The organism is Falsiroseomonas sp., assembly GCF_051859025.1.
In the GTDB taxonomy this organism is placed as follows: domain Bacteria; phylum Pseudomonadota; class Alphaproteobacteria; order Acetobacterales; family Acetobacteraceae; genus Falsiroseomonas.
This window is the reverse complement of sequence record NZ_JBHYGL010000011.1, coordinates 40,822-67,812: the sequence shown is the minus strand read 5'-3', so window position 1 is coordinate 67,812 and position 26,991 is coordinate 40,822. Positions and strand designations below refer to the sequence as shown.

Here is a 26,991-nt window from a genome sequence, read left to right as displayed (position 1 = left end):
AGTTCCCCTGTTTCAGTTGCGGCGCGCGAGGACTTCCTTGTTCACGACGATATCGGGGTCGAGCGTGCCATCAAAGCAGGCCAGGCAGGCTTCCGCTGCGTCCATCGCCATCCGCGCCAGACCTTCCGCCGTGCTGGCGGCGACGTGCGGCGTGAAGATCAGATTGGGGGCGGTCAGCAGCGGGATCGCGGTCTCCACGGGTTCGTCGTGGAAGACGTCGATGCCCGCGGCGCCGAGATGGCCGGCGCGGAGTGCGGCATCCAGCGCGGTCTCATCGACCAGCGTGCCGCGGGCGGTGTTGATGAAGACGGCACCCTTCTTCATGCGGGCCAGGAAAGGCGCGTTGACCATGTGGCGGGTGGAGGCGTCGGAGGGGCAGTGGATGGTGACGATGTCGGCTTCCGCCGCCGCTTCCATCACGTCGTCCACGGGCGTGAAGCCGAGGCCGCGGATGCTGCCCTTGCCGATGTTCGGGTCGCGGACCAGGACCTTCATCCCGAAGGCCGCGCAGAGTTTCGCGACGCGCGTGCCGATGCGCCCGAAGCCCACCACCAGCACGGTCTTGCCGGCCAGGTCGAAGGTGGGGAGGTTCGCCTGCCCGCCCCAGACGGGCTTCGCCTGGCGCAGGTTCGCATCGTAGCCGGAGAGTTGCCGCGCGCAGGCCAGCATCAGCATCAGCGCGTGCTCGGCCACCGATACCGCGTTGGCTTCGGGCGTGATGGTGAGCGGGATGCCGCGTTCGGTGAGGGCCGGCACATCCACCGCGTCGTAGCCCACGCCGTGGCGGGCGAGGAGGCGGAGGTTCGTGCAGTGGGCGAGGAAGGGCCGGTCGATGCGGATGGTGCGGACGATCAGGGCATCCGCCTTCGGCAGGTTGCGGGCCAGGCTTTCAGGGGAGATGTCCATCAGGATCTCGACGGTGACGCCTTCGGTTGCGCGCATCTTCTCGATGGCCGCTTCGTGGATGGGTCGTACGCAAATGACGTGCGGCATTGATGGGTCTCATTTGAAAAGCCCTCTCCCCCGGACGGGGGAGAGGGTTGGGTGAGGGGGTCGACGCTTACAGTTGATGATGGGCCGCCGGCCCCAGGATCGCTTCCCGGAACCTGGCCGCGAGGTAGGCGCCCTCCCGCGGCGGCAGTTTCAGCGGCAGGTTCGCCGCATCGATCTTGATGACCGCAAGCGTCGGCCCTGTGGCGGTGTGGATCGCCTCCCGCAGTGGCGCGATGCCGTCCGGGGTCGTGATGGTGCTGGCGTTGGCGATCCCCGCGCCGCGGGCGATGGCGGCCAAATCCACGCCGTGTTTCGTCGCCGTCTCCTGCCCCCCGGTCTCGCCGTAGTGTTCGTTGTCGAGCACGACGATGGAGAGGTTGGGCGGCTGTTTCGTCGCGATGGTGGCGAGCGCGCCGAGGCCCATCAGCGCCTCCCCGTCCCCGGTGATGACCAGCACTCGGCGCGTCGGCTGGGCGAGGGCGAGCCCGAGGCCCATCACGGCCGCACCGCCCATGCCGCCCCAGAGCGGCATGTTGGTGGGGCAGTCGCCGGCCGCCGTGATGTCCCAGGCGGGGGCGCCGAGGCCGGCGATGACGAGGAGGTCGCCGCGATCCGCCAGCAGGGCGTTGACGACGGCGCGGCGGTCGAGCTTGCCGGAAGGTGCGAGCATGGGCCTCAATCCTTCCCGAAGGTCTTGGCGCCGATCAGGCGCTGGCCGAGCAGTGTCGCGGTCGGGCGGTAGGTGTTGAAGGCCATGCGGATGGTGGCGTCCACGCAGGCTTCCACATCCTCCGGCACATCGGCGCGGCGCACCAGCGTGCCCATGGCTTCCAGCACCGTCTGGGTGGCGTTGCCCATGGGGATCTGGGCTGGGTTGAACTCCCCATAGTCGCCACGCATCGTCACGATCATCGGCATCGGCGTGCGGTGCAGGATGGGCAGGGACAGCATGTTGATGCAGTTGCCGACGCCGGAGGATTGCATCAGCAGCACGCCCTTCACGCCGCCCATCCAGGCGCCGGAGAGGAGCGCGATGCCTTCCTCCTCCGTCGTCAGGGTGACGACAGTGATCTCATTATCCGCGATGCAGCGTTTGATGAGGCGGGAGTGCCCGGCATCCGGCACCAGGGCGACCTGGGTGATGCCCTGGGCCTTGAGCACGGCGTAGATGCGGTCGGGCCAATCGGCCGCCGCATCGGGGCGCATTTCCAGCGCGTCGCGATCCATGATGTTCCTCCGTCGTGGGGGCAGGATCGGGCGCGGCAAAGATGTTGGCAAGTCGGGCGGGGTGATGCCATGTGATCGCCGTGGTTCAGGGCACAGGGGGCGGCATGGGATTCGCGCAGATCGTTGGCGGCACGCGGCATGTGTTTCCCGATCTGCGGGCGCTGCTGGCCTGCGCAACGCCCTTCCGGTCCGGCGATGCGCTGGCCGGGGTCGCGGCCGAGTCATCGGCGCAGCGGGTGGCGGCGCAACGGGCGCTGGCCGATCTGCCGCTGAAGCATTTTCTCAGCGAAGAGGTGGTCCCGTATGAGGATGACGAGGTCACGCGGCTGATCCTGGACCGGCACGACGCGGCGGCCTTCGCGCCGGTCGCGCATCTGACGGTCGGCGGCTTCCGCGACTGGCTGCTGGCGGAGGCGGACGGGGCCGCGATCAGCGCCCTGGCGCCAGGCCTGACGCCGGAGATGGTGGCGGGGCTGACGAAAATCTGCCGGCTGCAGGATTTGGTTGCCATCGCGGCGAAGTGCCGTGTCACCACGCGGTTCCGGAACACGCTGGGGCTGCCGGGGACGCTGTCGATCCGGTTGCAGCCGAACGACCCGGTGGATGACCCCAAGGGCATCGCCGCGCAGGTGCTGGACGGGCTGCTGCTCGGCGCCGGCGATGCTGTGATCGGCGTGAACCCCGCCACCGACAACGTCGACAATCTCCGCCGCGTGCTGGGCCTGCTGGATGCGGTGCGCGACCGCTATGCCATCCCGACGCAAAGCTGCGTGCTGGCGCATGTGACGACGACCATGCTGGCGATGGAGCGCGGTGCGCCGGTGGATCTGGTGTTCCAGTCCATCGGGGGGACGCAGGGGCTCAACACCTCCTTCGGCGTGTCGCTGTCCCTGCTGCGGGAAGCGCATGAGGCGGCGCTGGCGCTGAAGCGGGGCACGGTCGGCGACAACGTGATGTATTTCGAGACCGGCCAGGGCAGCGCGCTCTCCGCCAACGCCCATCACGGCGTGGACCAGCAGACGCTGGAAGTGCGGGCCTATGCGGTGGCGCGGGAATTCCGGCCGCTGCTGGTGAACTCGGTCGTGGGCTTCATCGGCCCCGAATACCTCTATGACGGCAAGCAGATCATCCGCGCCGGGCTGGAGGATCACTGCGCCGGAAAACTGCTCGGCCTGCCGATGGGTGTCGACGTCTGCTACACCAACCATGCCGAGGCCGACCAGGACGACATGGATGCGCTGCTGACCCTGCTGGGCGTCGCGGGCGTGACCTATGTGATGGGCGTGCCGGGGGCGGACGACACGATGCTGGCCTACCAATCCACCTCCTTCCATGACGGGCTCTATGCCCGCGCCGCGCTGGGCAAGAAGCCCGCGCCCGAATTCGCCGCCTGGCTGGAACGCATGGGGCTGGCGGAGCGCACGCCGGATGCGCTGCCCGCGCCGATGATCGTGGCGGGGCTGCTGTGACGGCGCCGACGCTGTGGCGGGACCTGCGGCGCTTCACCAGCGCACGGGTGGGGCTCGGGCGGGTGGGACACGCGCTGCCGACGGCGGCGCATCTCGATTTCCAGGAAGCCCATGCCCAGGCGCGCGATGCGGTGTGGTCGGCGCTGGACGTGCCAGCCTTGCAGACGGCGCTGCCGGGTGCCCAGGTCGTTGCCTCCGCGGCGCGGGACCGGCGCAGCTACCTGCTGCGGCCGGATCTCGGGCGGTGCCTGGCGGAGGGCACGCAACTGGCACCGCGGCCGGGATGCTTCGCGATCGTGGTGGCGGATGGGCTCTGCGCCAGCGGCGTACAGGCGCAAACGGCGCCGCTGCTGGCAGCGCTGGTGCCGGGGTTGCAGCGCGCGGGGTGGGATGTGGCGCCGCCGGTCATCGCGACGCAGGCGCGGGTCGCGATCGGCGACGATATCGGCCAGGCACTGGGGGCGGCCATGGTCGCGGTGCTGATCGGGGAAAGGCCGGGGCTCTCATCCCTCGACAGCATGGGCATCTATCTGACCCATGCGCCGCGGGCCGGGCGCAACGACGCGGAACGCAACTGCATCAGCAACATCCGGCCGGGCGGGATTTCGCCAGCCAATGCGGCGGCGAAGCTGCTGTGGCTGGTGGCGGCGGCCAGGCGGCTGGGGCTGACCGGGGTGGGGCTGAAGGATGAGCAGCCGGCGGCGCTGGAAGGCCAGGCATCGACGTTGATCGAGTGATGCTGGGGAAGGTGCTGCCTTCCCCAGACCCCTACCGCCAGGGCCGAACCAGCCCTGGACCGTCTTCAATCAACCCGGCAGATGCACGGCCAGCCACAGCGCTGCCTCGCTGGTCCAGGCGACGCGGTGGCGGCAATGGGCGGGCAGCACGGCCCAGTCGCCGGCCACCATCTTCCGCTCGCTGCCATCATCGAAGGCCAGCGCAGCCTCCCCGGCCACCAGCAGCACGAACTCCGTCGCGGGCTGGTCATACCAGAAGCCGGCAGGGCTGGCGGCGCGGCGGCTGGCGATGCGCTCCACCGTCACGCCCTTCTCCGCCAGCAGCGTGGCAACGGCCTCGCCACCCTCACGCGCCGTGGCACCGGCGCCAAGCGCGCCGAAACGAGGGTTCGGGTTCAAGATCCCAACACCGCCTCCACCGCCTTCGCCACGCTGAACAGCTTCGCATCACCCATGTGTTCCCCCATCAGCATGAAGCCCACCGGCGCCTCGCCTGGCCGGTGACAGGGAATGGAAATGCCGCAACGATCGAGGAAGTTGCCGACCGTGGTGTTCCGCAGCAGCAGCATGTTGATGCGGCCATACTCGGCCTCGTCCTCCACCGCCGCGATGGCGGGGGGGATCAGCGGGCAGGTCGGCATCACCACTGCATCGAAGCCCGCGGTCCGCGCCGCGAAGGCCGCGATGATGCGCGCGCGTTCCTGCATCAGCAGGATGTAGTCCGCCGCGATCATCTTCGCACCACCCTTGATGCGACCGAGGATGCGCGGGTCGTAGCGATGGCCCTCCTGCTCGATCAGGTCGCGGTGCCAGGCATAGGCCTCGCTGGCCGCGAAGGTGCCGCGGGCATTGGCCTTCGGGATGTCGGCAAGCTCCGGCACATCGAGCGGCGAGACATGCGCCCCGGCGGCCGACAGGGCGGAGAGCGCGCGTTCGAACGCCGCCGTCACCCCCGCATCCCAATCCCCCGTCACATAGCCCTGCAGCACGCCAAGGCGCAGCCCCGCGACGGATAGCGGCGCGATGGGCGGCGCCGATTCCGCGCCCGCCATGAAGCCATCGATGATGGCGCAGCATTCGACGCTGCGGGCGAGGGGCCCGAGGCTGTCGAGGGAGAAGGAGAGCGGCAGCGTCCCCTCCAGCGTCACGCGCTTCGCCGTCGGCTTCCAGCCGACGATGCCGCATAGGGCCGCCGGGATGCGGCAGGACCCGCCGGTATCGGACCCCAGGCCCGCGAAGCCCATGCCATCCGCGGTGGCGACCGCGGCGCCGGAGGACGACCCGCCCGGCAGTCGCCCCGTCGCGCGGTCCCAGGGGCTGCGCGGCGTGCCGTGATGCGGGTTCACGCCTAGGCCGGAGAAGGCGAATTCCACCATGGTGGTACGGCCCAGCACCACGAAGCCCGCGCGCTGCAGCCTGGCGACGGAGGGCGCGGTGGCAGTGGCCGGTGCCGCGCGATCCAGCGCGACGGAGCCGCCACGCGTGACCTGCCCGGCCTCGTCATACAGATCCTTGATGCTGATCGGGATGCCGGCATAGGGGCTGGGGGCGCGGCCGGCCTGGCGCAGCGCATCCATGGCATCGGCGGCGGCGAGGGCCCGGTCGGCCTGGACCACCATGAAGGCCCGCTCGCCCTCCCCCTGGGGATCCGCGATTCGGGCCAGCGCCTCCTCCACCAGGGCCCGCGACGTGGTGCGCCCGGCGGCGAGGGAAGTGGCGGCCTCGGCGATGGTGGGGAAGGGCATGCTGACGGAATCCCGCGGAAGTGACGCGGGATGCTGCGCAGGACGGGGGCGCGGCGCAACCCTCAGCGGGGCGGCTTGGCCTCGCCCTGGTCATTCGCCGGCGGGACGGCCAGGATGAGCTGGACAGCCCAGGGGTACAGGAGAAAGCCCACGGCGGCGGCGGGCACCAGCGGCACCTCGTTCTCCTCCGCTTCCTCGATCTCGTCTTCCCGGTCCATGCTGCCATCCTCCGCCCACCGCGGGCGCCCATCGCAGGACAGCGCGCGGCGGCGGGTTCCGTTCCCCGGCCAGGCCGCAGGTGCCGCATTTGACAAGCCGCTGCCCGCTGGTTGTATGATGTCATATAAGCCGTTGGAGCATCCGCCGGGGACGGGAAGGAGACGGGACGAAATGATCCTCAAGACTGCTTTGCGCGCTGTGGCCGTGGCGGCCGCCGTGCTGCTGCCCTTCGCCCCCAGCGCGGGCAGCGCCCAGGAATGGCGCGGCTGGAACATCCATGCCGCCGATTATCCCAATGGCCGCGGCCTGGATCGGTTCGGGGAGCTGGTGGGACAGCGGACCAACAACCGCATCCGCATGCGCACCTATCACAGCGCGCAGCTGGGCCAGCAGGATGAGGCCATCCAGCAGATGCGGCTGGGCTCCATCGACTTCGCCAATTTCAACCTGAGCCCGTTCAACAACCTGGCGCCCTCCACCAACGTGGTGACGCTGCCCTTCCTGTTCCGTGATGTGGCGCATAGCCATGCCGCGATCGACGGCGTGGCGGGGCAGGAGATCGCCCGGGACCTGGAGGCGATCGGCATCATCGCGCTGTCCTGGTTCGATGCGGGGGCGCGCAGTATCTATACGACGCGGCCGGTGCGCACGCCCGCCGATCTGCGCGGCATGAAGATCCGCGTGCAGACCTCCGACCTCTGGATCGACCTGATGCGCGCGCTGGGCGCGAACCCGACGCCGCTGCCCTTCGGCGAGGTCTTCACCAGCCTGCAATCCGGCGTGATCGACGGCGCGGAGAACAACTGGCCGTCCTATGAAAGCACCCGCCACTTCGAGGTCGCGCGCTTCTATTCCACGACCGAGCACAGCAACGTGCCGGAGGTGCTGGCCGTGTCCCGCCAGCGCTGGCAGCGGCTGAACGAGGCGGAGCGCAACATCCTGCGCGACGCGGCGCGGGAGGCTGCGACGCTTCAGCGGCAGCTCTGGGCGGAGCGCGAGGTGCAGTCCCGCCAGCGCGTCGTGGCCGCCGGCGCGACGGTGATCGAGATCACGGATCGTTCCCCGTGGTCGGCGCTGATGGCCCCGGTGTATGAGAAGTACACGGGCAGCAATCCGCGCCTGTCCAACATGGTGCGCCAGATCCGCGAGCTTCGCTGATCGCCTGCCAGGGGCGCCTTCGGGCGCCCCTTTTTGTTGCCTTCCCCCCAGCCAGGAAACGCGCCCATGGCGATGTTCTCGCGCGCCCTCGACTTCTTCTCCCGCATCGTGGTCGTGGTGGCCGGCATCGCGCTGGTGGGCCTGGTGGCGATGATGGGGTGGATGGTCTTCGGCCGCTACGTGCTGAATGATACGCCGACCTGGATCGAGCGTGGCGCGACGCTCGCCATCCTCTGCATCGCGCTGCCTGTCGCGGCGGTGGGGGTGCGGGAGCGATTCCACCTCTCGGTTCTGGGGTTCCGGGAGGCGCTGCCGATGGGCGCGCAGCGCGTGATCGCCATTGCCTGCGACAGTGCGGTCGGCGTCTTCGGCTTCGCCATGGCCTGGTATTCCCAGGAACTCGTCGACATGGTCTGGGCCTTCAAGATCCCGCTGCTCGGCATCAGCCAGGGCTGGACCTATGTGCCGCTGCAGGTCTGCGGCGCGCTCGTCACCCTTTTCGCCATCGAGCAGGTGCTGCTCGACATCCTCAGCAAGGATGGTCCCGAACAGCGCGGCGTTGCCGCGGCCTTCCTGGAGTAGCCCCGCGTGGAATTCGGCCTGTTCCTGATCTTCGCGGTCTTCGTCCTCGGCGTCATCGCCGGCGTGCCGGTGGCCTTCGTGCTCGGCATCGCGGCGCTTGTCGGCTTCATGTATGAGGGCATCAACCCCGCCGTCGCCTTCCAGCAGATGGCGAGCGGGATGAGCATCTTCGCCCTGCTGGCCATTCCCTTCTTCGTCTTCGCCGGTGAATTGATGCTGCATGGCGGCATCGCGCGGCGGCTGGTGGCGCTGGCTTCGGCGGCGGTGGGCTGGATGCGGGGCGGGCTCGGCATGGTCGATGTCTCGACTTCCATGCTGTTCGGAGGCATCTCGGGCTCCGCGGTCGCGGATACCTCGGCCACCGGCGTCATCCTGATCCCGGCCATGAAGGCCAAGGGGTATGGGGTGGATTACGCGGTGTCGCTGACCGTGACGTCATCCATCGCCGGCATCCTGATCCCGCCCAGCCACAACATGATCCTCTACAGCCTGGCGGCGGGGGGCGGCATTTCCGTCACCGCGCTGTTCATCGCGGGCATCGTGCCGGGGCTGATGATGTGCGGCTTCCTGGCCATCGCCGCCTATGTGATGGCGGTGCGGCGCGGCTATCCGGCGGAGCCCTGGGCGGGCTTCAAGCACCTGTTCCTGAAGTTCATCGACGCGCTGCCCGGCCTGTTCACCGCCATCATCATCCTGGGCGGCGTGCTGTCCGGCATCTTCACGGTGACGGAGAGTGCCGCCTTCGGCACCATTTGGGCGCTGCTGGTTACCATCGTCGTCTATCGCAACCTGACCTGGGAGAATTTCAAGGTCGCGGTGGCTGCCGCCGTCCGCACCTCCGCCGTGGTGTTCCTGCTGGTCGGCACCGCGACGGCCTTCGCCTATCTGCTCGCGCTGTACCGCCTGCCGGACATCCTGACGGATGGGATGCTGGCGATCAGCAGCAACCCCGTCGTCATCATGCTGATGATCAACCTGGCCCTGCTGCTGCTGGGCTGCGTGATGGACATGGCGGCGCTGATCCTGATCACGACGCCGATCTTCCTGCCGGTGGTGGTGGCGATCGGCATCGATCCGGTCCAGTTCGGCATGATCATGATGATGAATCTCGGCCTCGGCCTGACCACGCCGCCGGTGGGCGCGGTGCTCTTCGTGGGCTGCGCCATCGGGAAGATCCCGATCGAGGCCGTGATGAAGACGATCTGGCCCTTCTACGGCGCCATCCTCGCCGCGCTGATGTTGACCACCTATTGGCCCGCCGTGTCGCTGACCCTGCCGCGGCTGCTGCTGGGCTACGAAGGATAGCCATGGCCTTCACCTTGGCCGCCGACCTCCGCGCGGAGGTTGGCGAAAGCCCCGTCTGGGACGCCCGCCGCGGCGTGATCTGGATGGTGGACATCACCGCCCGCGCGGTGATCCGCTTCGACCCCCGGGATGGGGCCACGCGCCGCATCCCGGTGCCGGAGGTCTGCGGCAGCCTGGCGCTGTGCCGGTCCGGCACCCTTCTGGTGGCGCAGCGCGCCGGCGTCATCCGGCTGGACCCCGAGACAGGCGCCATCACGCCCTTTGCCTCAATGCCCGATGAGCCCACCCATAACCGCCTGAATGACGGCAAGGTGGGGCCGGATGGCTGCTTCTGGGTCGGCAGCATGGATGACCGGCCGGAGAAGGAGGCGACAGGCATCCTCTGGCGTGTCCGCCCCGATGGCGTGGTGGAGCGTCGGCGGGATGGGCTGGTGGTCTCCAACGGCCTCGCCTGGAGCCCGGACGGCACGCGCATCTGGCATTCCGACAGTCGCCGCGCGGTGCTGGACATCGCGGATTTCGACGCCGCCACGGGCGCCATCGGCGGATGGCGGCGGGTGATGACCCTCGATGAGGCGACCGGCCGGCCGGATGGCGCGGCGATGGATGCGGCGGGTAACTACTGGTCCGCGGGCGTCTCCGCCGGGCGGATCAACGTGATCTCCGCCGAGGGGCGCATCCTGCGCCACATGCCCTTCCCCGTGCCCGCGCCCACCATGCCCTGCTTCACCGGGCCCGATCTGCGCACCGTCTTCGTCACCAGCCTGAGCCGGGGGAAGGATGAGGCGACCATCGCCGCGCATCCGACGCTGGGTGGGCTGTTCCGGGGGGACGGCCTGGATCAAGGTGCGCCCGTGACCGACTTCGCGGACTGAGGAATCAGATCAGATGACCAAGCCCATCCTGCTGACCGGCGCTTCCGGCAACCTTGGCCGCATGCTGGCGAAGGAACTCTCCGATGCCGGGCACACGCTGCGCCTGACGGACATCGCGCCCTTCCCGGACCCGCTGCCCGCCAACTGCACCTTCACCCGCATCGACCTGAATGAGGGGCTGCGCATCCTGCAGGTCGCGGAGGGCTGCGGCACCATCCTGCATTACGGCGGCATCGCCAATGAGCAGCCCTATGAGGTGGTGCTGGGCCCGAACCTGCGCGGCCTGCACCACATCTATGAAGCCGCGCGGCGGGAAGGGGCGCGGGTGATGTTCGCCTCCTCCAACCACTCCATCGGCTTCCACAACCGGCCCTCCGGCAATGCGGAGCGCCTCGACCTCGACTGCGCCTTCCGGCCGGATGGCTTCTACGGCCTGTCCAAGGCCTATGGGGAGCTGATGGGGCGGATGTACTGGGACAAGCATGGCGTGGAGAACGTCAATGTCCGCATCGGTTCCTGCTTCCCGAAGCCGGTCAACCGGCGGATGCTCTCCACCTGGCTGAGCTATGCCGACCTCGCGCGCATGATGAAGGCGATCATCGGGGCGGAGCGTGTGGGCCATGCCGTGATCTGGGGCGCCTCCCGCAACCCCGAGACCTATTGGGGCAAGGATCACCGCGACCGTATCGGCTGGGCGCCACAGGACAGCGCGGAGGATTACCGCGCGGAGGTCGGGCACATCGTCTCCGACGACCCGGTGGAGGAACGCTACCAGGGCGGCAGCTATACCTCCGACGGCTATACGCGGAAGGGCGGCTTCTCCCCCCGCGACCAGTTCGACCTCGACTGATGATCCTTCAGGCAGGTGACTGGCGGGCGGAACTGCTGCCGGAGCGCGGCGTCGCCTTCCGGTCGCTGACCCTGGCGGGGCGGGATGTGCTGCGGCGCATCCCGGACGGCGCCGATCCGAATAACGGCTTCCACGGCGCCTTCATCATGGCGCCGTGGACCAACCGGCTGGAGGATGGGCGCATCCGCGTCGGTGGCGTGGACCACTTCATGCCCATCAACCGCCCGGCGGAAGGCAACGCGCTGCACGGCTTCCTGCGCGACCTGGCCTGGGTGGTGGAGGAACAGGGCGCGGAGCGTGCGGTGCTGTCCTCCGCGCTGGACCATGCGCCCTTCCGCTGCACCGCGCGGCTGGTGGTGGCGCTGTCCGCCGCGGGGATGTCCTTCGCGCTGTCGCTGCGCAATACCGGCGATGCGGCGACGCCGATGGGCATGGGCTGGCACCCCTGGTTCGCGCGGCCCGCCGGCACGCGACTGCGCGTTCGCGCCACCACCATCTTCGGCCGCGACAGTCGCAGCATCGCGACCGGCGCGCGGCCGAGTGCCGGGCTGAACGGTGACGACGCCGTGCTGCTGGGCCTCGACACGCATTTCGCGGGCTGGGATGGCGTGGCCGCCATCACCTGGCCGGATGGCGCGGGCATCGCGCTGCGGGCGCAGGGGGAATGGGCGTCCAACCTCCAGGTCTTCGCGCCGCGCGGCGGCGACGTGCTGTGCGTGGAGCCGGTGAGCCATGCGCCGGATGCGGTGAACCGCCCGGCCAATGCGCTGCATGGCGCGATGCGCGTGCTGGCGCCAGGCGCGTCGATCGACGCCTCACTGATGATTCATCGACTCTGAGCGCCTGATGCGCGGTTTTCGCGCATCGGCGTTTCATCGCGCGGGAACAATCGCCGCCTCGTGACGTTCGCCTTCGCAACCCCGCGCCATTCCCGATGGTGCGTGGCGGAGGGAGCGGATTTCGATGGCGAGCACCGCGCAGCGGACGGACCCCGCGCTCTGGGAAACAGTGAAGCGCCGCGTGATGCGCGGCGACAAGGGCGGCGCGGCCGGCGGATGGTCCGCGCGCAAGGCGCAGCTTGCCGTCGCCGAATACAGGAAGGCAGGCGGCGGCTATCCCGGTGCGAAGAAGCCCGGTGCGAAGAAGCCCGACAATGCGCTCGCGACCTGGACGCGGGAGGAATGGGGCACCGCATCCGGCAAGCCGTCGGGCGAGACGGGTGAACGATACCTGCCGAAGCAGGCGCGACAGCGCCTGACGAAGGAGGAAGTCGCGCGCACCACGGCGAAGAAGCGCGCGGACATCAAGGCGGGGCGCCAATTCTCCGCCCAGCCCCGGGATGTCGCGCGCAAGACCGCATCGGACCGCAAGGATGCTTCGTCATGACCGACGAGGACGAGATCGCGCGGGAATTCCGCCGCCTGGTGAACCTCTCCGCCGCCGAGTTTCGCGAATGGCTCGGCACCGCGGAAAGCCGGGCGGCGGGCTGGACGCGGGAGGGCGAGGCGGAATCCGTCGGCCATCAATCCGGTCGCTGGAGCCTGGGCTTGCTCGAACGCGGCGCGCCTGACCCAGAGGGGGAACCGGAAGGAGAGCCGGAAGGAGAGCCGGAAGGGGATGACGCGGCGCATATGCGGCGGGTGGTGGGCACCATCCACCGCCACCTCGCGCAGCGGCCGGAAGGCGACGTCAGCGACACGCGCTGGCGCCACAGCCTGATGAACTGGGGCCATGACCCCCTCAAGGAGGATCGACGCATGAGCGACGAGATGAACCAGGCGAATGAGGCCGAGGACATGCCGGCGGAGCCGATGCCCGCGCCGGTCGAGGAAAAGCCGAAGCGGAAGCGCGCAGCCCCGCGGAAGGCGGCGGATGGCGAGGCGAAGGCGCCCGCGAAGCGTGCCGCGAAGGCGGGCCCGGGCCGCAGCGCCGCCGGCCGCACAGCGGCCGCCGCGAAGGGAGGCCGCGCCAGCGCCGGCACGCGCAAGGCATCGGCCGACGGGGCGGCCAAGGCGCCGGCCCGGCGTGCCGCGAAGGCGGCCCCGGCCAAGGGCGCCCGCACCACCACCACCCGGAAGGCCGCCGCTTCGACCGGCACGCGGAAGGCCGCCGGCACCGCGACCCGCAAGGCGGCGTCCACCGGCACGCGCAAGGCCGCGGCGCCGGCCAAGCGTGCCACGAAGGCGGCCCCTGCGCGGGGTGCAGCGGGCCGCACGCCGGCCGCCGCCAAGGGCGGGCGCAGCAGCACCACCCGGAAGGCGGCGGCTTCGACCGGCACCCGCAAGGCGGCGACCTCCGCTACCCGCAAGCCGGTGGCCAAGGCGACGATGAGTCGGTCGGAGGCCGCGTCCAAGGCCGGCAGCGCGCGCACGCCGAAGAAGGCCGCGGCGGCGCGGGCGAATGGCGCCAAGGGCGGCGCGGCACGCGCCAAGGCCGCGGCCACCACGCGCCGCGCCAGCACGGCCAAGACGGCCGCGCCCAAGGCCACGAAGGCGAAGTCCGGCCCGCCCAAGGCGGCGCCGAAGCGTGCGGCGAAGGCCACAGCCGGCCGGGGCGCCGCCGGGCGCACGGCGGCGGCGGCGAAGGGCGGGCGCAGCGGCGGCAGCCGGGCCAGCCGCGCCTGATGCGGCGCGCCGGGGGCCCCGGCCCCCGGCGACCGGCAAAACCCTGCCCTGTTGGAGCCCCCCCTCCCCAAGCGGCGCGGGGCGGGCGAAACTGGGGGCATGGGAAACGCCATCATCCTCGGGGCCGGCATCATGGGCCTGTCCACCGCCTGGGCCCTGGCCCGGGCGGGCTGGTCCGTGCGGGTGGTGGAACAGGATGCCGTGCCGAATCCGCGCGGCTCCTCGGTGGATGACCACCGGCTGATCCGCCACGCCTATGGCGCCGCGGCCGGCTACATGCGGATGATCGACCCGGCCCATGCGGCCTGGGACCTGCTGTTCGCCGAGGCCGGGGAACGTCCCTACGTCCCGACCGGCGTGCTGGCCCTGGCGCATTCCCGCGGCGGCTGGCTGGCCGACAGCCGCGCCGCGCTGCTCGGCGACGGCCATGCGGTGACAGACCTGACGGGTGAGGACGTCGCCGCCCGCTACCCCTATCTCTCCGGCGACGGCATCGCCGACGCCTTTCATTTGTCGACCGGCGGCGTGCTGCTGGCGCGGCGGATCGTGGAATTGCTGGCGGGGTTGCTGGCGAAGCGTGGGGTGGAAGTGCTGCGCGGGCAGGCCGCCTCGGTGGACCCCGCGCGCGGCGCGCTGACCCTGGCGGATGGCACGCGCTTGCAGGCCGACCTGCTGGTGGTGGCGGCCGGCCCCTGGGGGCCGCGGCTGCTGCCCTCCCTCGCGCCCCGGGTGCGGGCCACGCGCCAGATCATCGTCCGCCTGGCCGCCCCGCCTGCCGATGCGGAAGCCTGGACCCGCGCGCCCATGCTGCTCGATCTGGCGGAGGATGGCGGTTTCTACGCCGTGCCGCCCGTCGCGGGCACGCCGCTCAAGATCGGCGACCACCGCTTCGCCCCCCATGGCGACCCCGAGGATTCCCGGGATGCCACCCCGGCGGAGGCCGAGGAGATCCTGGCCTATGCCCGCCACCGCATCCGGGGCCTGGCCGATTACCGGGTGCTCTCCGCTAGCGCCTGCTACTACGACGTGGAGCCGCAGGAGCGTTTCGTGGTTGAGCGGCTGGGTGATCGCGGTTTCGTGATGTCCGGCTTTTCCGGCCACGGTTTCAAGTTCGGCGCGCTGCTGGGCCTGGCGCTGGCGCGGGCGGCGGGTGACGAAAGCCTGGGCGCCGCCATATCCGGCTGGGCAGCCGGGGAAGCGCCGCCACCGGACGGTTTGTTCGCGGATATCAAGCAGGAAACGACCGCATGACACTGCCTTCCGCCGCCGATGATCTGATCATGGGCCTGACGCATGTGGTCGACCTGCCTGGCCTGACCGCCGCCGCCGGCGCGCCGCTTGCGGCCGAGGACATCGCCGCCCTGGTGGGGGAGGCCGCCCGCTTCACCCGCGAACAGATGGCGCCTGGCTGGCAGGACGCCGATCGCCACGGCGCGCACTACGCCAACGGCACCGTCACCACGCCGCCGCACTACAAGGCACTCATGAAGGCCTGGATCGAGAGCGGCTGGCAGGGCGTGGCGGCGCCGGAATCGATCGGCGGGCAGGGGCTGCCCCATGCCGTCTGGATCGCGGTCACGGAACTCGCTTCCGCCGCCGACATGGCCTTCTTCCTCGGCCCCGTGCTGACCGCCGGCGCCATCGACCTGTTGCTGGGCCATGGCACGCAGGACCAGCAGGACCGCTTCCTGCCGAAGCTCGTCACCGGCGAATGGAACGGCACCATGTGCCTGACGGAGCCGCAGGCGGGCAGCGACCTGGCCGCGCTCCGTACGCGCGCCGAACCCTTGGGTGACGGTCGCTACGCCCTGCACGGCCAGAAGATCTACATCACCTGGGGCGAGCACGACACGACGGAGAACATCCTCCACCTCGTCCTCGCCCGCCTGCCCGGCGCGGCGGAGGGCAGCCGCGGCATTTCCCTCTTCGCCGCGCCGAAGGTCCTGCCGGACGGCACGCGCAACGGGCTCCGCTGCGGCGGCATCGAGCGGAAGATGGGCATCCATGCCTCCCCCACCTGCATCATGCTGTTCGAGGGCGCGGAGGCGGAATTGGTTGGCGAGCCGGGCAGGGGCCTCAATGCCATGTTCGCCATGATGAACGCTGCGCGGCTCGCCGTTGGCGTGCAGGGCGTGGCGGCCGGCGCCCGGGCGCTGGAACTCGCCGAGAAATACGCCGCGGACCGCACGCAATCCGGCCGCCCCATCGCGCGCCATGCCGATGTCGCCCGGATGCTCGCGGAGATGCGCGCCACGACCCTCGCCGCCCGGCTGCTGGCGCTGGAAGCCGCCGCGGCGCTGGACCGGCATCACCTGCTGGGGGATGAGGCCGGGCAGACGCGCCTGGCGCTCCTGACCCCCGTCGTGAAGGCCTGGTGCACGGATCGGGGGGTGGAGAATGCCAGCCTCGGCATCCAGGTGCATGGCGGCATGGGCTTCGTGGAGGATACCGGCGCCGCCCAGGTGCTGCGCGATGTCCGCATCACGCCGATCTATGAGGGCACGAACGGCATCCAGGCGATCGACCTGCTGGTCCGCAAGGTGGCGAAGGATGGCGGGGCCGCGATACGCGGGCTGCTGGCGGAGGTTGCCGCCGCCGACCCCCGCCTGGCAGCCGCCGCCGCCCGCCTGGGCACCGCGACGACGCTGATGCTGGAAGCCCAGGCGCGCGACCCGGACGCCGCCCAGGGACTGGCCACGGCTTATCTGGACGCCTGCGGCTGGGTGCTGGGGGGCTGGATGCTGGTGCGCGCCGCCGCCGCGGCGCCGGACCGGGCCGCCCTGGCCGGTTTCTACCTGGCCCGGCTGCTGCCGCGCGCGGAAGCCCGGTGCCTGGAAATCGAGCACGGGGCGCTGGTCCCGATCCCGTCCGTGCTGTAACCGCTCATTCATGCCTCTTGCAGCCCCCGCCGTCGCACGCATCTGCTGCCCACGATCATGACCGCCCCCCTCTCCTCCCCCGCCCTTCACCGTCCCCGGCCCAAGGTGGCCATCATCGGCGCGGGGCCAGGCGGCCTCGCGGCCGCCATGATGCTCGCCGCCTCGGGCGCCCGCGTCACCGTCTTCGAGAAGGACGGCGTGGTGGGGGGGCGTACGCGCACCCTCACCACCGATGAGGGCTACAAATTCGACCTGGGACCGACCTTCTTCCTCTATCCCCGCATTCTGAAGGAGATCTTCAGTCGCTGCGGCGCGGATCTGGAGCAGGAGGTCGATATGCGGCGCCTCGAGCCGCAATATCGCCTGACCTTCGAGAAGGGCGGCACCGCCACCCATATCGAGGCCAGCGCCGACCTGGAGCGCATGGAAGCCGCCATCGCGCAGCTTTCGCCGAAGGACGCCAAGGGCCTGCGGCCCTTCATGGAGGAGAACCGCGCCAAGCTCGCGGCCTTCCGCCCCGTGCTGGAACGCGCCTTCTCCACCGCCGCCGACATGATCCGCCCGGACATGATCAAGGCGCTGCCGCTGATGAAGCCCTGGTCCACCGTGGACAAGGACCTGGCGCGGCATTTCAGCGACCCGCGGGTGCGCCTCGCCTTCTCATTCCAGACGAAATACCTGGGGATGAGCCCGTTCAAATGCCCGTCGCTCTTCACCATCCTGTCCTTCCTGGAATACGAGCACGGCATCTTCCACCCCATCGGGGGCTGCGGCGCCGTCTCTGTCGCCATGGCGAAGGTGGCGGAACGGCTCGGCGCTGAAATCCGGCTGAATTCCCCGGTGGACCGCATCGGCTTCGAAGGCCGCCGGGCCAATGGCGTCGAGATCGGCGGCGTGCGGCATGAGGCCGATGCCGTGGTCGTCAATGCGGACTTCGCCCATGCCATCCCGCGCCTGATCCCGGACCACCTCCGCAAGGGCTGGAAGGACAAGAAGATCGGGCAGGCCAAGTATTCCTGCTCGACCTTCATGCTCTATCTCGGCCTGGACCGGGAATTGCCGGAACTGGCGCACCACAACGTGCTGCTTTCCGAGGGCTACCAGGAAAACATCAACCAGATCGAACGGGGCGAGATTCCGGAAGTGCCGTCGCTGTACGTCCAGCATGCCGGCGCGACGGACCCGACCATGGCGCCCAAGGGGCATTCCGCCCTCTATGTGCTGATCCCGGTGCCGAACCTCATCAAGCAGCCGGATTGGCCCGCCCAGGCCGCACGGTACCGGGAGATCGCGCTCGATCGCCTCAAGGCCCTCGGGCTTCCCGACCTGCGCCCCCATATCAAGTACGAGCGCGTCGTCGCGCCACAGGATTGGGAGAGCGACTTCGCCGTGGGCTATGGTGCCACCTTCAATCTGTCGCACGAATTGCCGCAGATGCTGCTGTTCCGCCCGGGCAACCGGTTCCGGGATGTGGAAGGCGTGTACCTCGTCGGCGGCGGCACGCATCCCGGCAGCGGGCTGCCCGTGATCTACGAAGGGGCGCGCATCACGACGGGGCTGATGGCGCAGGACCTCGGCCTGGCCAGCGCGCCAAGCCGGCCCACCCCGGGCGGCGACTTCGCCTCGGCCACGCCCGCGGCGGCCTACGCGCCGGAACGGTAGGCGGGTTTCGCGGGTGGTTCGCGGGGGCTCTGCCCCGTCGAACGCATGCGTTCGACCCCACTTCGGGGGGCGTGGCGCCTCCCGGGCCCCGCCAGCACTGAACGCTGGGGAGGGAGGGGGGCGAAATACCCCCCTCCCTCCCCAGCGTTCAATACATGAGGTCCAGGAGGCCGCTGCCTCCTGGCAGGGGGTGCAGGGGGACAGCGTCCCCCTGCGAATCCCCAGCAAACACGCTACGGTTCCAGGCACGGAGGTGCGTTCGCATGGCTGATCGGGTGGTGGTGGTCGGGGGTGGCCTGGGTGGTCTCGCGGCCGCGGCGGTGGCGGCGGCGCGTGGGCACAAGGTCACGCTGCTCGACAAGAACCCTTGGCTGGGTGGCAAGGCGGCGGTGTTGAACCTGTCGGCGCCGGATGGCAGCGGCGATTTCCGCTTCGACATGGGCCCCACCATCCTGACCGTGCCGCGCGTGCTGCGCCGGATCTATGCGGAGGCCGGGCTCGACCAGGCGAAGGAATTGCCGCTGATCCGGCTGGACCCGCAATGGCGCTGCTTCTTCGAGGATGGGACGCAGATCGACCTGATGGCCGATGTCGCGACCATGCAGGCGGAGATCGAGAAGTTTGCCCCCGGCCGTGGCCTCGGCGAGGGCTACGCGAAGTTCCAGGCGGAAAGCCGCCACCTGCACGGTGTCTCCGAGAAGTTCTTCTTCTGGCGGCCGGTGGAGGGTGTGACCGACACCATCGACATGAAGGCCAACCTCAGCCCCTCCACCATCCGGGACGTGCTGAGCCTGAAGATGGGCCAGACCGCGGCCAAGGTGATCCGCGGCCATGTGCCGGATGAACGCCTGGCGCAGATGCTGGACCATTACTGCCAGTATATCGGCTCCTCGCCCTATCTGGCGCCGGCGGTGGTGTGCTCGATCGGCGACATGCAGGCGAGCGAGGGCGTCTGGTACCCCGTGGGCGGCACGCGCGCGGTGGCGGAAGGGCTGGCGAAGCTGGCGGCGGACCTCGGCGCCGATCTGCGCCCCAATTCCGAAGTCACGGGCTTCGATATCGAGAACGGCGCCATCAAGGGCGTGCGCGTGGGGTCGGAGCGGATCGCCTGCGATGCCGTCATCTCCAACATGGACGCCATCAGGACCTACAAGGAACTGGTCGGCGGCGATGTCGGCCGGAAATACGAGAAGAAGGGGTTCGAGCCCGCATGCAGCGGCGTCGTGCTCTATCTCGGCCTGAAGAAGCGCTACGACCATCTGGCGCATCACTGTTTCGTCTTCTCCCGGGATGCGGAGGAGGAGTTCGACGCGATCTACAAGAAGGGCGAGCCCGCGCCGGACCCCACCGCCTACCTGGCCGCCACTTCTTGCAGCGACGACACCACGGCGCCGGCGGGGGGCGAGGCGCTGTATGTGCTGGTCCACACGCCGCATCTGCGCCCGCATCATGACTGGTCGAAGATGTTCCCGAAGTACCGGCAGACCATCCTCGACAAGCTGAAGCGCACGGCGGGGCTGGAGGATATCGAGGAGCGGATCGTGGTGGAGAGCCAGCTCACGCCCGTCGACATCCACAACCGCTACAAGGTGCTGGATGGCGCGATCTACGGGCTGGCGAGCCATGGCAGCTTCACCGGCGCCTTCAAGCCGGGCAACCGCAGCAAGGCGGTGAAGGGGCTTTACCTGTGTGGCGGCGCCGCGCATCCGGGCCCCGGCATGCCGATGGTGATGATGTCCGGCTGGATCGCCGCCGATGCGCTGGATCGCGACCGGGGCGGGCGGGGGATGAGCGAGGCGGCGCGGGAAGCCGGCCGGCGCGAATCCGAAATCGCCGCCGCGGCCGAATAGCCACCGCCATGCCTGTCGCGCCTGTGCCGGAGAGGCCGAAGCCGGAGGGGGAGAACCCCGTCCCCCTCTTCGACCCGCGGCGCATGGCGTTCTTCCATTTCATGTTTTCCCGCTTCTTCGCCAAGCACATGCGGGCGGCGCGGGTGGCAGGCTGGGGGATGCCGCGGGATTACGGCAACCGCCCGCTGGTGGTCTTCGCCAACCATCCGGGTTGGTGGGATGGCGTCGCCTTCATGCTGCTGTCGCAGCGGCTGTTCCCGGGCCGCACCATGTTCATCCCGATGGATGCGGCGGCGCTGTCCCGCTACGGCTTCATGAAGCGCATCGGCGTCTTCGGGATCGAGGGTGGGACCGCCCGCGGTGCCGTCGCCTTCCTCCGCACCGCGAAGATCGTGCTGGGGGCGTCCGACCGGATGCTCTGGATGAACGCGCCGGGGCGGTTCAGCGACGTTCGGGAACGCCCGGTGCCGATCGCGCCTGGCATGTCCCGCCTGCCGGAAATGGCGCCGGACGCGGTGTTCGTGCCGCTGGCGCTCGACTACCCCTTCTGGACGGAGCGCAAGGCGGAGATGCTCTGCGCCTTCGGCGAGCCGATCGAGGCCGCAACCCTGGCCGCCCTGCCGCGCGATGATCGCGGCCCGGCGCTTTCCGCCGCCCTGGCCGCCACGATGGATCGCCTGGCGCTGGACGCCATCGCCCGTGATCCGGCAAGGTTCGAGACGCTGCTGCGCGGGCCGGAAGGCATGGGAGGCGTGTGGCAGCTCTGGCGCCGCCTGCGCAGTACCATGCGCGGCGAACGCTTCGATCCCCGACACGACCCCAAACACGATCCGGGGCAGGAGGCTCGCTAGACCATGGTTGCGGATTTCACCTGGGCCTGGATCGCCCTGGCGCTGGCCACCTTCCCCGCGACGATGGGGGTGATCAACCTGTTTCTCGTCCGCCCGCCGGAAGGCCGGCCCGCGGATGGCACGCTGGTGTCGGTGCTGATCCCGGCGCGGAACGAGGAAGCGAACATTGCCGCCTGCCTCGATGCGGTGCTGGCCTCGCAGGGCGTCGCCATCGAGATCGTCGTGATGGATGACGGCTCCACCGACCGAACGGCGGAGATCGTGCTGGGCTACGCGGCGCGGGATGCGCGCGTGCGTCTGGAACAGGCGCCGCCGCTGCCCGCGGGCTGGACGGGCAAGGTGCATGCCTGCCAGCGCCTGGCCGATGCCGCGCGCGGGACGCATCTGCTGTTCATCGATGCGGATGTGCGCCTCGCCCCCGATGCCGCCGCCACCATGGCCGGCCATGCGGCGCGGACCGGGGCCGGGATGGTCACGGGCGTGCCGCGCCAGATCATCGGGTCGCTGGGTGAGGCCGCGACCGTGCCGATGATCAATTTCCTGCTGATCTGCTACCTGCCGGGCGGCGGGCGTGCCTTCACCAAGCGGTCCGGCATGGCGGCGGCCTGCGGGCAGCTGCTGCTGGTGGAACGCGGCGCCTATGACCACACCGGCGGCCACGCCGCGGTGAAGGGCGTGCTGCATGACGGCCTGGCGCTGGCCCGTCTCATGCGCGATGCCGGCCACGCGACGGAGATCGTGGAGGGCGCGGGTATCGCGACCTGCCGGATGTACACGACCTTCGCGGATTGCTGGTCCGGCTTCAGCAAGAATGCGCGGGAGGGGATGGCGACGCCGGTCGGCCTGCCGGTCTGGACCGCGATGCTCGCCGGCGCCCATCTCTGGCCCTTCGTGTTCCTGCCCTCCACCGCGGCGATCATCGCGCTGGCGCTGGGCTTCGCGCTGCGCGCGGCCGTCACGCTGCGGGTGCGGGAGCCCTGGTGGACCATCCCGCTGCACCCGCTGACGGTGGCGGTGGCGCTGGCCATCCAGTGGACCGCGCTGGTGCGCGGGCTGATGGGCAAGCCGGCGGGCTGGAAGGGCCGCGCCTACCAGGGCACGGGCTGATTGTGGACGGGACAGCGGTTGCCGCCGGCCCGCCGACGCGGGACGAGAATTCTGAGAATTTCCCCGTCGCATCCCGGCTGATCCCGGCCGCCCAGCGCCCGAAGGTGCTGGCCTTCTACCGCTTCGTCCGCACCGCCGACGACATCGCCGACCATGCCACGCTGAACAGCACCGAAAAGCTGGCGCGGCTGGAGGCGATGGAACTGCTGCTGGACGATCCCGCCGGGCCGCTGGCGGAAGTCGGCACCGAGGAGGCGCGGCTGATGCTGTCCGCCTTCCGCCAGGATGCGGTGCGCCCCCGCTACCCCGACTGGGCGGCGCTGGAGGATTACTGCGCGCGATCGGCAGACCCGGTGGGCCGGATGCTGCTGCGGCTGCATGGTGAGGATGATGCCGCCGCGCGCCATGCCTCCGACGGGCTCTGCACCGCGCTGCAGATCCTGAACCACCTGCAGGATCTGGTGCCGGACCGCCAGGCCATGGACCGCATCTACCTGCCCGTGCCCTGGATGGCGCTGGCGGGCGGGGAGGACGCCTTCTTCGCGCGGGACAACGCGGCCCGCCGCGCCGTGCTGGATGCGGCGCTTGATCGGGTGGAGGCGCTGCTGGAACAGGCCGCGCCGCTGCCGCGCCTGCTGCGGTCGCGGCTGCGCTTCCAGGCGGCGGTGACGCTGGATTTGGGATGGCGGCTGCTGGCGAAGCTGCGGGCGGCTGATCCGGTGGCGGGCCGCGTCGGACTCGGAAAGGTGGATTTCGGAAAGGCCTTCGCCCGCCTCGCCCTGCCGCCACCCTCCGACGCGGCAGTGGTCACGGCGCGGGTGACCCGGGCAAAGTCATCCTTCGCGCGGGGGATGGCGGTGCTGAAGGGGGAACGGCGCCGGGCCCTGTTCGCCGTCTATGGCTTCTGCCGTGCGGTGGACGACATCGCCGATGGCGCCATGCCGGAAGGGGAGAAGCGCCGTTTCCTCGCGGCCTGGCGCAGCAAGCTGGAGGCGCCGGATTGCGCGCTCTCCGCCGAACTCGCCTGGGCCCGCCGGACCTTCGCCCTGCCCATCGAGGAATGCGAGGCGATGATCGCGGGAATGGAGACGGATGCGACCCCGGCCCTGCGCCTGCGGACGGAGACGGAGCTGGACGAATACTGCCGCCGCGTCGCCGGCAGCGTCGGCGCCATGGCGGTGCGCATCTTCGGCGCGCCGGGCGCGCAGGGTTTCGGGCTCGCGCTCGGCCGGACCTTCCAACTGGTGAACATCCTGCGCGACGTGGATGAGGATGCGGGGATCGACCGCGTCTATGTGCCGGCCGATCTGCTCGCGCGCCATGGCGTCACGGCCACGACGCCGGCGGCGATCGTCGCCCATCCCGGCTTCGCCCGAAGCTGCGAGGAACTGGCGCACCGCGCCGCCGCCGGCTTCGCGCGCGCCGATCAGGAATTGCGGGAACACGACCCCGCCGCGCTGAAGCCGGCGCGGGTAATGATGTGGGGCTATCGCCAGATCTTCGACCGCATGCAGGCGCAGGGCTTCGCCCATCCCCGCACGCGGCCCCGCCTGACGCGGGGCGAGAAGCTGCGCATGGCGCTGCTGGCGATGAAGCCCTGATGACCGTCCATGTGATCGGCGCCGGTGTCGCCGGCCTGGCGGCGGCGCTCACCCTTGCCAGGGCCGGGCGGCGGGTGGTGGTGCATGAGGCATCGCCCGGCGCGGGCGGCCGCGCGCGCGCGCTGCCGGACGGAACGGATAACGGCACCCATGCGCTGCTCGGCGCCAACCGGGCGGCACTCGCCTTCCTGCGCGACATCGGCGCGCTGGAGGGCTGGGTGGAGCCGGAGCCGGCGGGGCTGCCGGTGCTGGACCTGGCGAACCATGCGGCGCGGCGCGTCGCCCTGGCGCCGCTGGGCTGGCTGCGGGCGGCGATGCGCCCGGCGGGTATGGATGCGGGCGGGTTCCTCGCGCTGATGCGCCTGGCCCTGCCTGGGTTGGGCCTAGGGGGGCGGGACCGCAGCGTTGAACAGGCCTTCGCCCGCCACCCCGTGCTGCTGCGCGCGCTGGTGGAGCCGCTGACCGTGGCCGCGCTGAACACCCCGGTGGCGGAAGCCTCGGCCAGCCTGCTGGGCCTGGTGCTGCGGCGGCTCGGCGCGCCGGGCGCCGCGCGGCTGCTGGTGGCGCGGCGCGGCCTCGGGCCCGATCTGGTGGCGCCTGCGCTGGCGACGATCGGCGCGCATGGCGGCGCGATGCGCTTCGGGTCCCGCCTGCGCGGCCTGCTGCGCGCCGATGGCCGCGTCGCGGCGCTCGATTTCGGAGAGACGGCGCAGCGCCTGGCGGCGGATGACCAGGTGGTGCTCGCCCTGCCGCCGTGGGAGGCGCTGCGCCTGCTGCCGGACATCCCCGCGCCCACGACCCATGCCCCGATCCTCAACGTCCATTTCGCGCGGGAGGAGGAGGCAGGCGATGTGCGCTTCATCGGGCTGCTCGGCGGACTCGCCCAATGGGTGCTGGTGCGGCCTTCGGGGGTTTCCGTGACGGTCAGCGCGGCGGATGACGCCGTCGGCCTCTCGGATGCCGAGGCTGCCGAGCGCATCTGGCCGGAGGTGCTGGCCGCCGCCATGGCCTTCCGCCTGCCCGGCGAATGGCCGATCCGCACCCCCCCTGCCCGCGCGGTGCGGGAGAAGCGGGCGACCCCCCGCCACGGCGTCGGCCCCCGCCCCGCGCCGCCGCGCCGGCCTCTGGCCAATCTCGCGCTGGCCGGCGACTGGACCTTCCCGAGCCTGCCCGCGACCATCGATGCCGCGGTGCAATCCGGGGAGGCCGCCGCCCTCGCCCTGCTGCATCCGGGGCCGCGCGCGTGACCCCCGCGGAGGCCCTGGCACGGCTGCGCGCGGCGGAGGCCCGCGACGGGCGGATCGCGGTCGAGCAGCGTCGCGCCCTGCTGGCCCGCCTGGCGGACAGCCTGCTGACCCATGCGGAAGCGATCGCCGCCGCGCTGGATACGGATTACGGGGGCCGTTCGCGGCTGGAGACGCTGCTGGCCGACGTGCTCTGCGCCGTCGATGCCGCCCGCTACGCGCGCCGGCACCTGCGGTCCTGGGCGAAGCCCCGGCGCGTCGCCGTGCCCTACCCCTTCTGGCCGACGACGGCGCATGAGGAGCCGGTGCCCAAGGGCATCATCGCCATCATGGCGCCCTGGAACTACCCGGTGCAGCTGGCCCTGGTGCCCGTCGTGGACGCCATCGCCGCCGGCAACCGCGTGGCCGTGAAGCCGAGCGAAGGCACGCCCCGCTGCGCCGCCCTGATCGCCCAGGTGCTTCAGGAAGCACTCGGCCCGGACATCGCCGCCACGGTCCAGGGCGGTCCCGATGTCGCCGCCGATTTCGCTGCCCAGCCCTGGGACCACCTGGTCTTCACCGGCGGCGCCACCACGGGCCGCAAGGTTGCGGAGGCCGCGGCGCGCAACCTGGTGCCGGTCACGCTGGAGCTCGGCGGGAAATGCCCGGCGGTGGTGCTGCCCGGCGCGAACCTCGCCCAGGCGGCGCGGGACATCCTGGTGGGCAAGGTGATCAATGCCGGGCAGACCTGCGTGGCGCCCGACACCGTGCTGCTGCTGGGCCACAGCCCCGAAGCCTTCCTGGCGGCCTGCCGCGCCAGCGGCATCGGCCTGCCGGAGACGGCGCTTGCGAATGACGCCCAGGCCGCGCGGCTGGACCGGCTGGCAGAGGGCGCGCGGCTGGAACGCCTGGCGCCGGATGGCGCCGGCCGCCATCGCGCCCTCGCGCTGGCCTTCCCTGAGCCTGGCCATGCGCTGCTGCAGGAAGAAGTCTTCGGCCCCATCCTGCCGGTCCTGGCCCTGCCGGACCTGCCCGCCGCCATCGCCTGGATCACCGCCCGGCCGTCCCCGCTGGCGGTCTATCTGTTCGGCGCGGTGATCGCTGAAACCGCCCTGGTTGCAGGCGCGGTTCGATGCGGTGCCATCGTGCAGGATCGTGCGGTGGAATATGCTGCGTTTCCCGCGCTCGGCTTCGGCGGGGCGGGGCATTCCGGTTACGGGCGGTATAAGGGATTCGCGGGATTCGTCGCATTTTCGACAATTCGCGCGCGGGTTGTGCATGGGAAATGGAGTCTTTCCCGTATCTTCGACTTGCCGAGAAAAAATTTCGCTCCGAGGTTGATCGAGAGGCTGGTAAGGAAGCGTTAACGCTGGCAGCTTCCGCCCATGATCGTATCCGGCGAGCCTGACGCGCCCATCCACACGCAAAGGCTGCGTTTGCGTCTTCCCCAGCCCGATGACGCGCCGGCGCTGGCGGCGCTGATGGCGCCGGCGGTCAGCGCCAGGCTTGCCTCCTGGCCCGCCAGCCTGGCGCCGGAGATCGCGGCGCAGCGTCTGACGGAAGCACGCGGCGCGGCGATGGATGGCCGGGCCCTGCCGTTGGTGATCGAACGCCGCGCGGACAAGGTGCTGATCGGCTGGATCGGCGCCACGCGGGCGGAACAGGATCCCAGCCGCGCCATCCTGACCTACTGGCTGGGCTGCGACCATCACGGCCAGGGCTACATGCGCGAAGCCGCCCCGGCCGCGATGGCGGCGATCTTCGACCGGCTGGGCGTGGCGGAAATCCGCGCCGCGGTGCAGTGCGACAATGACGCATCGCGCGCCGTGCTGCGGGGACTGGGCATGGGGCGGCTGGGGCTCGGCCACATCTGGTGCAGCGCCCGCGGGCGGGAGGAAGCCTGCGAATGGTGGGGCGTGGCGCGCCCGGTGGCGGCGCCCGTGCCAATGGAGGTGCCGGCGCTGATCGCCCAGGTGCCGGTCACGGCGCCCCTGCAAGCGGCCACTCCGTAGCTCCGCCCTGGAGCTCCACCCC

General features: G+C 70.7%; 26 protein-coding genes. 20 read left to right on the top strand and 6 right to left on the bottom strand.

Annotated elements, in window-relative coordinates:
* Positions 1 to 12: 12 nt before the first annotated feature.
* The 3 genes from ACTIE5_RS11780 to ACTIE5_RS11770 form a co-directional block, all read right to left on the bottom strand.
* Positions 13 to 993: a hydroxyacid dehydrogenase gene (locus tag ACTIE5_RS11780; RefSeq protein ID WP_439549894.1), complete on the bottom strand. Its 981-nt coding sequence runs from the start codon at positions 991 to 993 to the stop codon at positions 13 to 15.
* Between the two features lie 67 nt (positions 994 to 1,060).
* Positions 1,061 to 1,663 carry a thiamine pyrophosphate-dependent enzyme gene (locus tag ACTIE5_RS11775; RefSeq protein ID WP_439549893.1) on the bottom strand — a complete coding sequence of 201 codons (603 nt, stop codon included), beginning with the start codon at positions 1,661 to 1,663 and terminating at the stop codon, positions 1,061 to 1,063.
* Positions 1,664 to 1,668: 5 nt separating this feature from the next.
* Complete coding sequence (locus ACTIE5_RS11770) at positions 1,669 to 2,220, bottom strand: phosphonopyruvate decarboxylase (RefSeq protein WP_439549892.1); 552 nt, start codon at positions 2,218 to 2,220, stop codon at positions 1,669 to 1,671.
* Between the two features lie 104 nt (positions 2,221 to 2,324).
* On the opposite strand from ACTIE5_RS11770, the gene ACTIE5_RS11765 reads away from it, so the two are divergent.
* A complete protein-coding gene (locus ACTIE5_RS11765; protein ID WP_439549891.1) occupies positions 2,325 to 3,689 on the top strand; it encodes an ethanolamine ammonia-lyase subunit EutB in 1,365 nt (454 codons plus the stop codon).
* Positions 3,686 to 4,426 (top strand): ethanolamine ammonia-lyase subunit EutC, encoded by a 741-nt coding sequence (gene eutC, locus ACTIE5_RS11760; RefSeq protein WP_439549890.1) that lies wholly within the window; start codon positions 3,686 to 3,688, stop codon positions 4,424 to 4,426. The genes ACTIE5_RS11765 and eutC overlap by 4 nt, the downstream gene beginning before the upstream one ends.
* Positions 4,427 to 4,495: 69 nt before the next feature.
* Here the strand turns inward: eutC and ACTIE5_RS11755 are convergent, their stop codons facing one another.
* The 3 genes from ACTIE5_RS11755 to ACTIE5_RS11745 all read right to left on the bottom strand — a co-directional run bounded on the left by ACTIE5_RS11755 (position 4,496) and on the right by ACTIE5_RS11745 (position 6,389).
* Positions 4,496 to 4,825 (bottom strand): cupin domain-containing protein, encoded by a 330-nt coding sequence (locus ACTIE5_RS11755; RefSeq protein WP_439549889.1) that lies wholly within the window; start codon positions 4,823 to 4,825, stop codon positions 4,496 to 4,498.
* On the bottom strand, positions 4,822 to 6,171 hold the full coding sequence (locus tag ACTIE5_RS11750) for an amidase (RefSeq protein WP_439549888.1): 1,350 nt from the start codon (positions 6,169 to 6,171) through the stop codon (positions 4,822 to 4,824). The genes ACTIE5_RS11755 and ACTIE5_RS11750 overlap by 4 nt, the downstream gene beginning before the upstream one ends.
* A 62-nt stretch (positions 6,172 to 6,233) precedes the next feature.
* Positions 6,234 to 6,389, bottom strand: coding sequence for a hypothetical protein (locus ACTIE5_RS11745; protein ID WP_439549887.1), 156 nt, complete (start codon positions 6,387 to 6,389; stop codon positions 6,234 to 6,236).
* 172 nt (positions 6,390 to 6,561) lie between these two features.
* On the opposite strand from ACTIE5_RS11745, the gene ACTIE5_RS11740 reads away from it, so the two are divergent.
* From ACTIE5_RS11740 to ACTIE5_RS11655, 18 genes are all read left to right on the top strand, one after another.
* Positions 6,562 to 7,548, top strand: a complete 987-nt coding sequence (locus tag ACTIE5_RS11740) for a TRAP transporter substrate-binding protein (protein WP_439549886.1) — start codon at positions 6,562 to 6,564, stop codon at positions 7,546 to 7,548.
* Positions 7,549 to 7,614: 66 nt separating this feature from the next.
* Complete coding sequence (locus ACTIE5_RS11735; protein ID WP_439549885.1) at positions 7,615 to 8,130, top strand: TRAP transporter small permease; 516 nt, start codon at positions 7,615 to 7,617, stop codon at positions 8,128 to 8,130.
* Between the two features lie 6 nt (positions 8,131 to 8,136).
* Complete coding sequence (locus ACTIE5_RS11730; RefSeq protein ID WP_439549884.1) at positions 8,137 to 9,435, top strand: TRAP transporter large permease; 1,299 nt, start codon at positions 8,137 to 8,139, stop codon at positions 9,433 to 9,435.
* A gap of 2 nt (positions 9,436 to 9,437) precedes the next feature.
* A complete protein-coding gene (locus ACTIE5_RS11725) occupies positions 9,438 to 10,310 on the top strand; it encodes an SMP-30/gluconolactonase/LRE family protein (protein WP_439549883.1) in 873 nt (290 codons plus the stop codon).
* Between the two features lie 13 nt (positions 10,311 to 10,323).
* Complete coding sequence (locus tag ACTIE5_RS11720; RefSeq protein WP_439549882.1) at positions 10,324 to 11,160, top strand: NAD-dependent epimerase/dehydratase family protein; 837 nt, start codon at positions 10,324 to 10,326, stop codon at positions 11,158 to 11,160.
* Positions 11,160 to 11,999: an aldose epimerase gene (locus ACTIE5_RS11715; protein ID WP_439549881.1), complete on the top strand. Its 840-nt coding sequence runs from the start codon at positions 11,160 to 11,162 to the stop codon at positions 11,997 to 11,999. The genes ACTIE5_RS11720 and ACTIE5_RS11715 overlap by 1 nt, the downstream gene beginning before the upstream one ends.
* A gap of 124 nt (positions 12,000 to 12,123) precedes the next feature.
* Positions 12,124 to 12,546 (top strand): hypothetical protein, encoded by a 423-nt coding sequence (locus ACTIE5_RS11710; RefSeq protein ID WP_439549880.1) that lies wholly within the window; start codon positions 12,124 to 12,126, stop codon positions 12,544 to 12,546.
* Complete coding sequence (locus ACTIE5_RS11705; protein WP_439549879.1) at positions 12,543 to 13,784, top strand: DUF3140 domain-containing protein; 1,242 nt, start codon at positions 12,543 to 12,545, stop codon at positions 13,782 to 13,784. Before ACTIE5_RS11710 ends, ACTIE5_RS11705 begins: the two co-directional genes overlap by 4 nt.
* A 99-nt stretch (positions 13,785 to 13,883) precedes the next feature.
* The gene (locus ACTIE5_RS11700; protein WP_439549878.1) at positions 13,884 to 15,035 is read left to right on the top strand and encodes an FAD-dependent oxidoreductase; all 1,152 of its coding nucleotides are present in this window, start codon (positions 13,884 to 13,886) and stop codon (positions 15,033 to 15,035) included.
* Positions 15,032 to 16,663: an acyl-CoA dehydrogenase family protein gene (locus ACTIE5_RS11695; RefSeq protein ID WP_439549877.1), complete on the top strand. Its 1,632-nt coding sequence runs from the start codon at positions 15,032 to 15,034 to the stop codon at positions 16,661 to 16,663. Before ACTIE5_RS11700 ends, ACTIE5_RS11695 begins: the two co-directional genes overlap by 4 nt.
* Positions 16,664 to 16,720: 57 nt before the next feature.
* Complete coding sequence (gene crtI, locus ACTIE5_RS11690) at positions 16,721 to 18,325, top strand: phytoene desaturase family protein (protein WP_439549876.1); 1,605 nt, start codon at positions 16,721 to 16,723, stop codon at positions 18,323 to 18,325.
* A gap of 263 nt (positions 18,326 to 18,588) precedes the next feature.
* Positions 18,589 to 20,175 (top strand): phytoene desaturase family protein, encoded by a 1,587-nt coding sequence (locus tag ACTIE5_RS11685; protein WP_439549875.1) that lies wholly within the window; start codon positions 18,589 to 18,591, stop codon positions 20,173 to 20,175.
* 8 nt (positions 20,176 to 20,183) lie between these two features.
* Positions 20,184 to 21,026: a lysophospholipid acyltransferase family protein gene (locus ACTIE5_RS11680; RefSeq protein ID WP_439549874.1), complete on the top strand. Its 843-nt coding sequence runs from the start codon at positions 20,184 to 20,186 to the stop codon at positions 21,024 to 21,026.
* A gap of 3 nt (positions 21,027 to 21,029) precedes the next feature.
* The gene (locus ACTIE5_RS11675) at positions 21,030 to 22,133 is read left to right on the top strand and encodes a glycosyltransferase (RefSeq protein ID WP_439549873.1); all 1,104 of its coding nucleotides are present in this window, start codon (positions 21,030 to 21,032) and stop codon (positions 22,131 to 22,133) included.
* A 2-nt stretch (positions 22,134 to 22,135) separates the two neighbouring features.
* A complete protein-coding gene (locus ACTIE5_RS11670) occupies positions 22,136 to 23,734 on the top strand; it encodes a squalene/phytoene synthase family protein (RefSeq protein ID WP_439549872.1) in 1,599 nt (532 codons plus the stop codon).
* Complete coding sequence (locus tag ACTIE5_RS11665; RefSeq protein WP_439549871.1) at positions 23,734 to 24,981, top strand: hydroxysqualene dehydroxylase; 1,248 nt, start codon at positions 23,734 to 23,736, stop codon at positions 24,979 to 24,981. The genes ACTIE5_RS11670 and ACTIE5_RS11665 overlap by 1 nt, the downstream gene beginning before the upstream one ends.
* Entirely contained in the window at positions 24,978 to 26,324 is a 1,347-nt protein-coding gene (locus ACTIE5_RS11660; RefSeq protein WP_439549870.1) for an aldehyde dehydrogenase family protein, read from the top strand. Before ACTIE5_RS11665 ends, ACTIE5_RS11660 begins: the two co-directional genes overlap by 4 nt.
* An 18-nt stretch (positions 26,325 to 26,342) precedes the next feature.
* Positions 26,343 to 26,969 carry a GNAT family N-acetyltransferase gene (locus ACTIE5_RS11655; protein WP_439549869.1) on the top strand — a complete coding sequence of 209 codons (627 nt, stop codon included), beginning with the start codon at positions 26,343 to 26,345 and terminating at the stop codon, positions 26,967 to 26,969.
* The last annotated feature ends 22 nt before the right edge of the window (positions 26,970 to 26,991 follow it).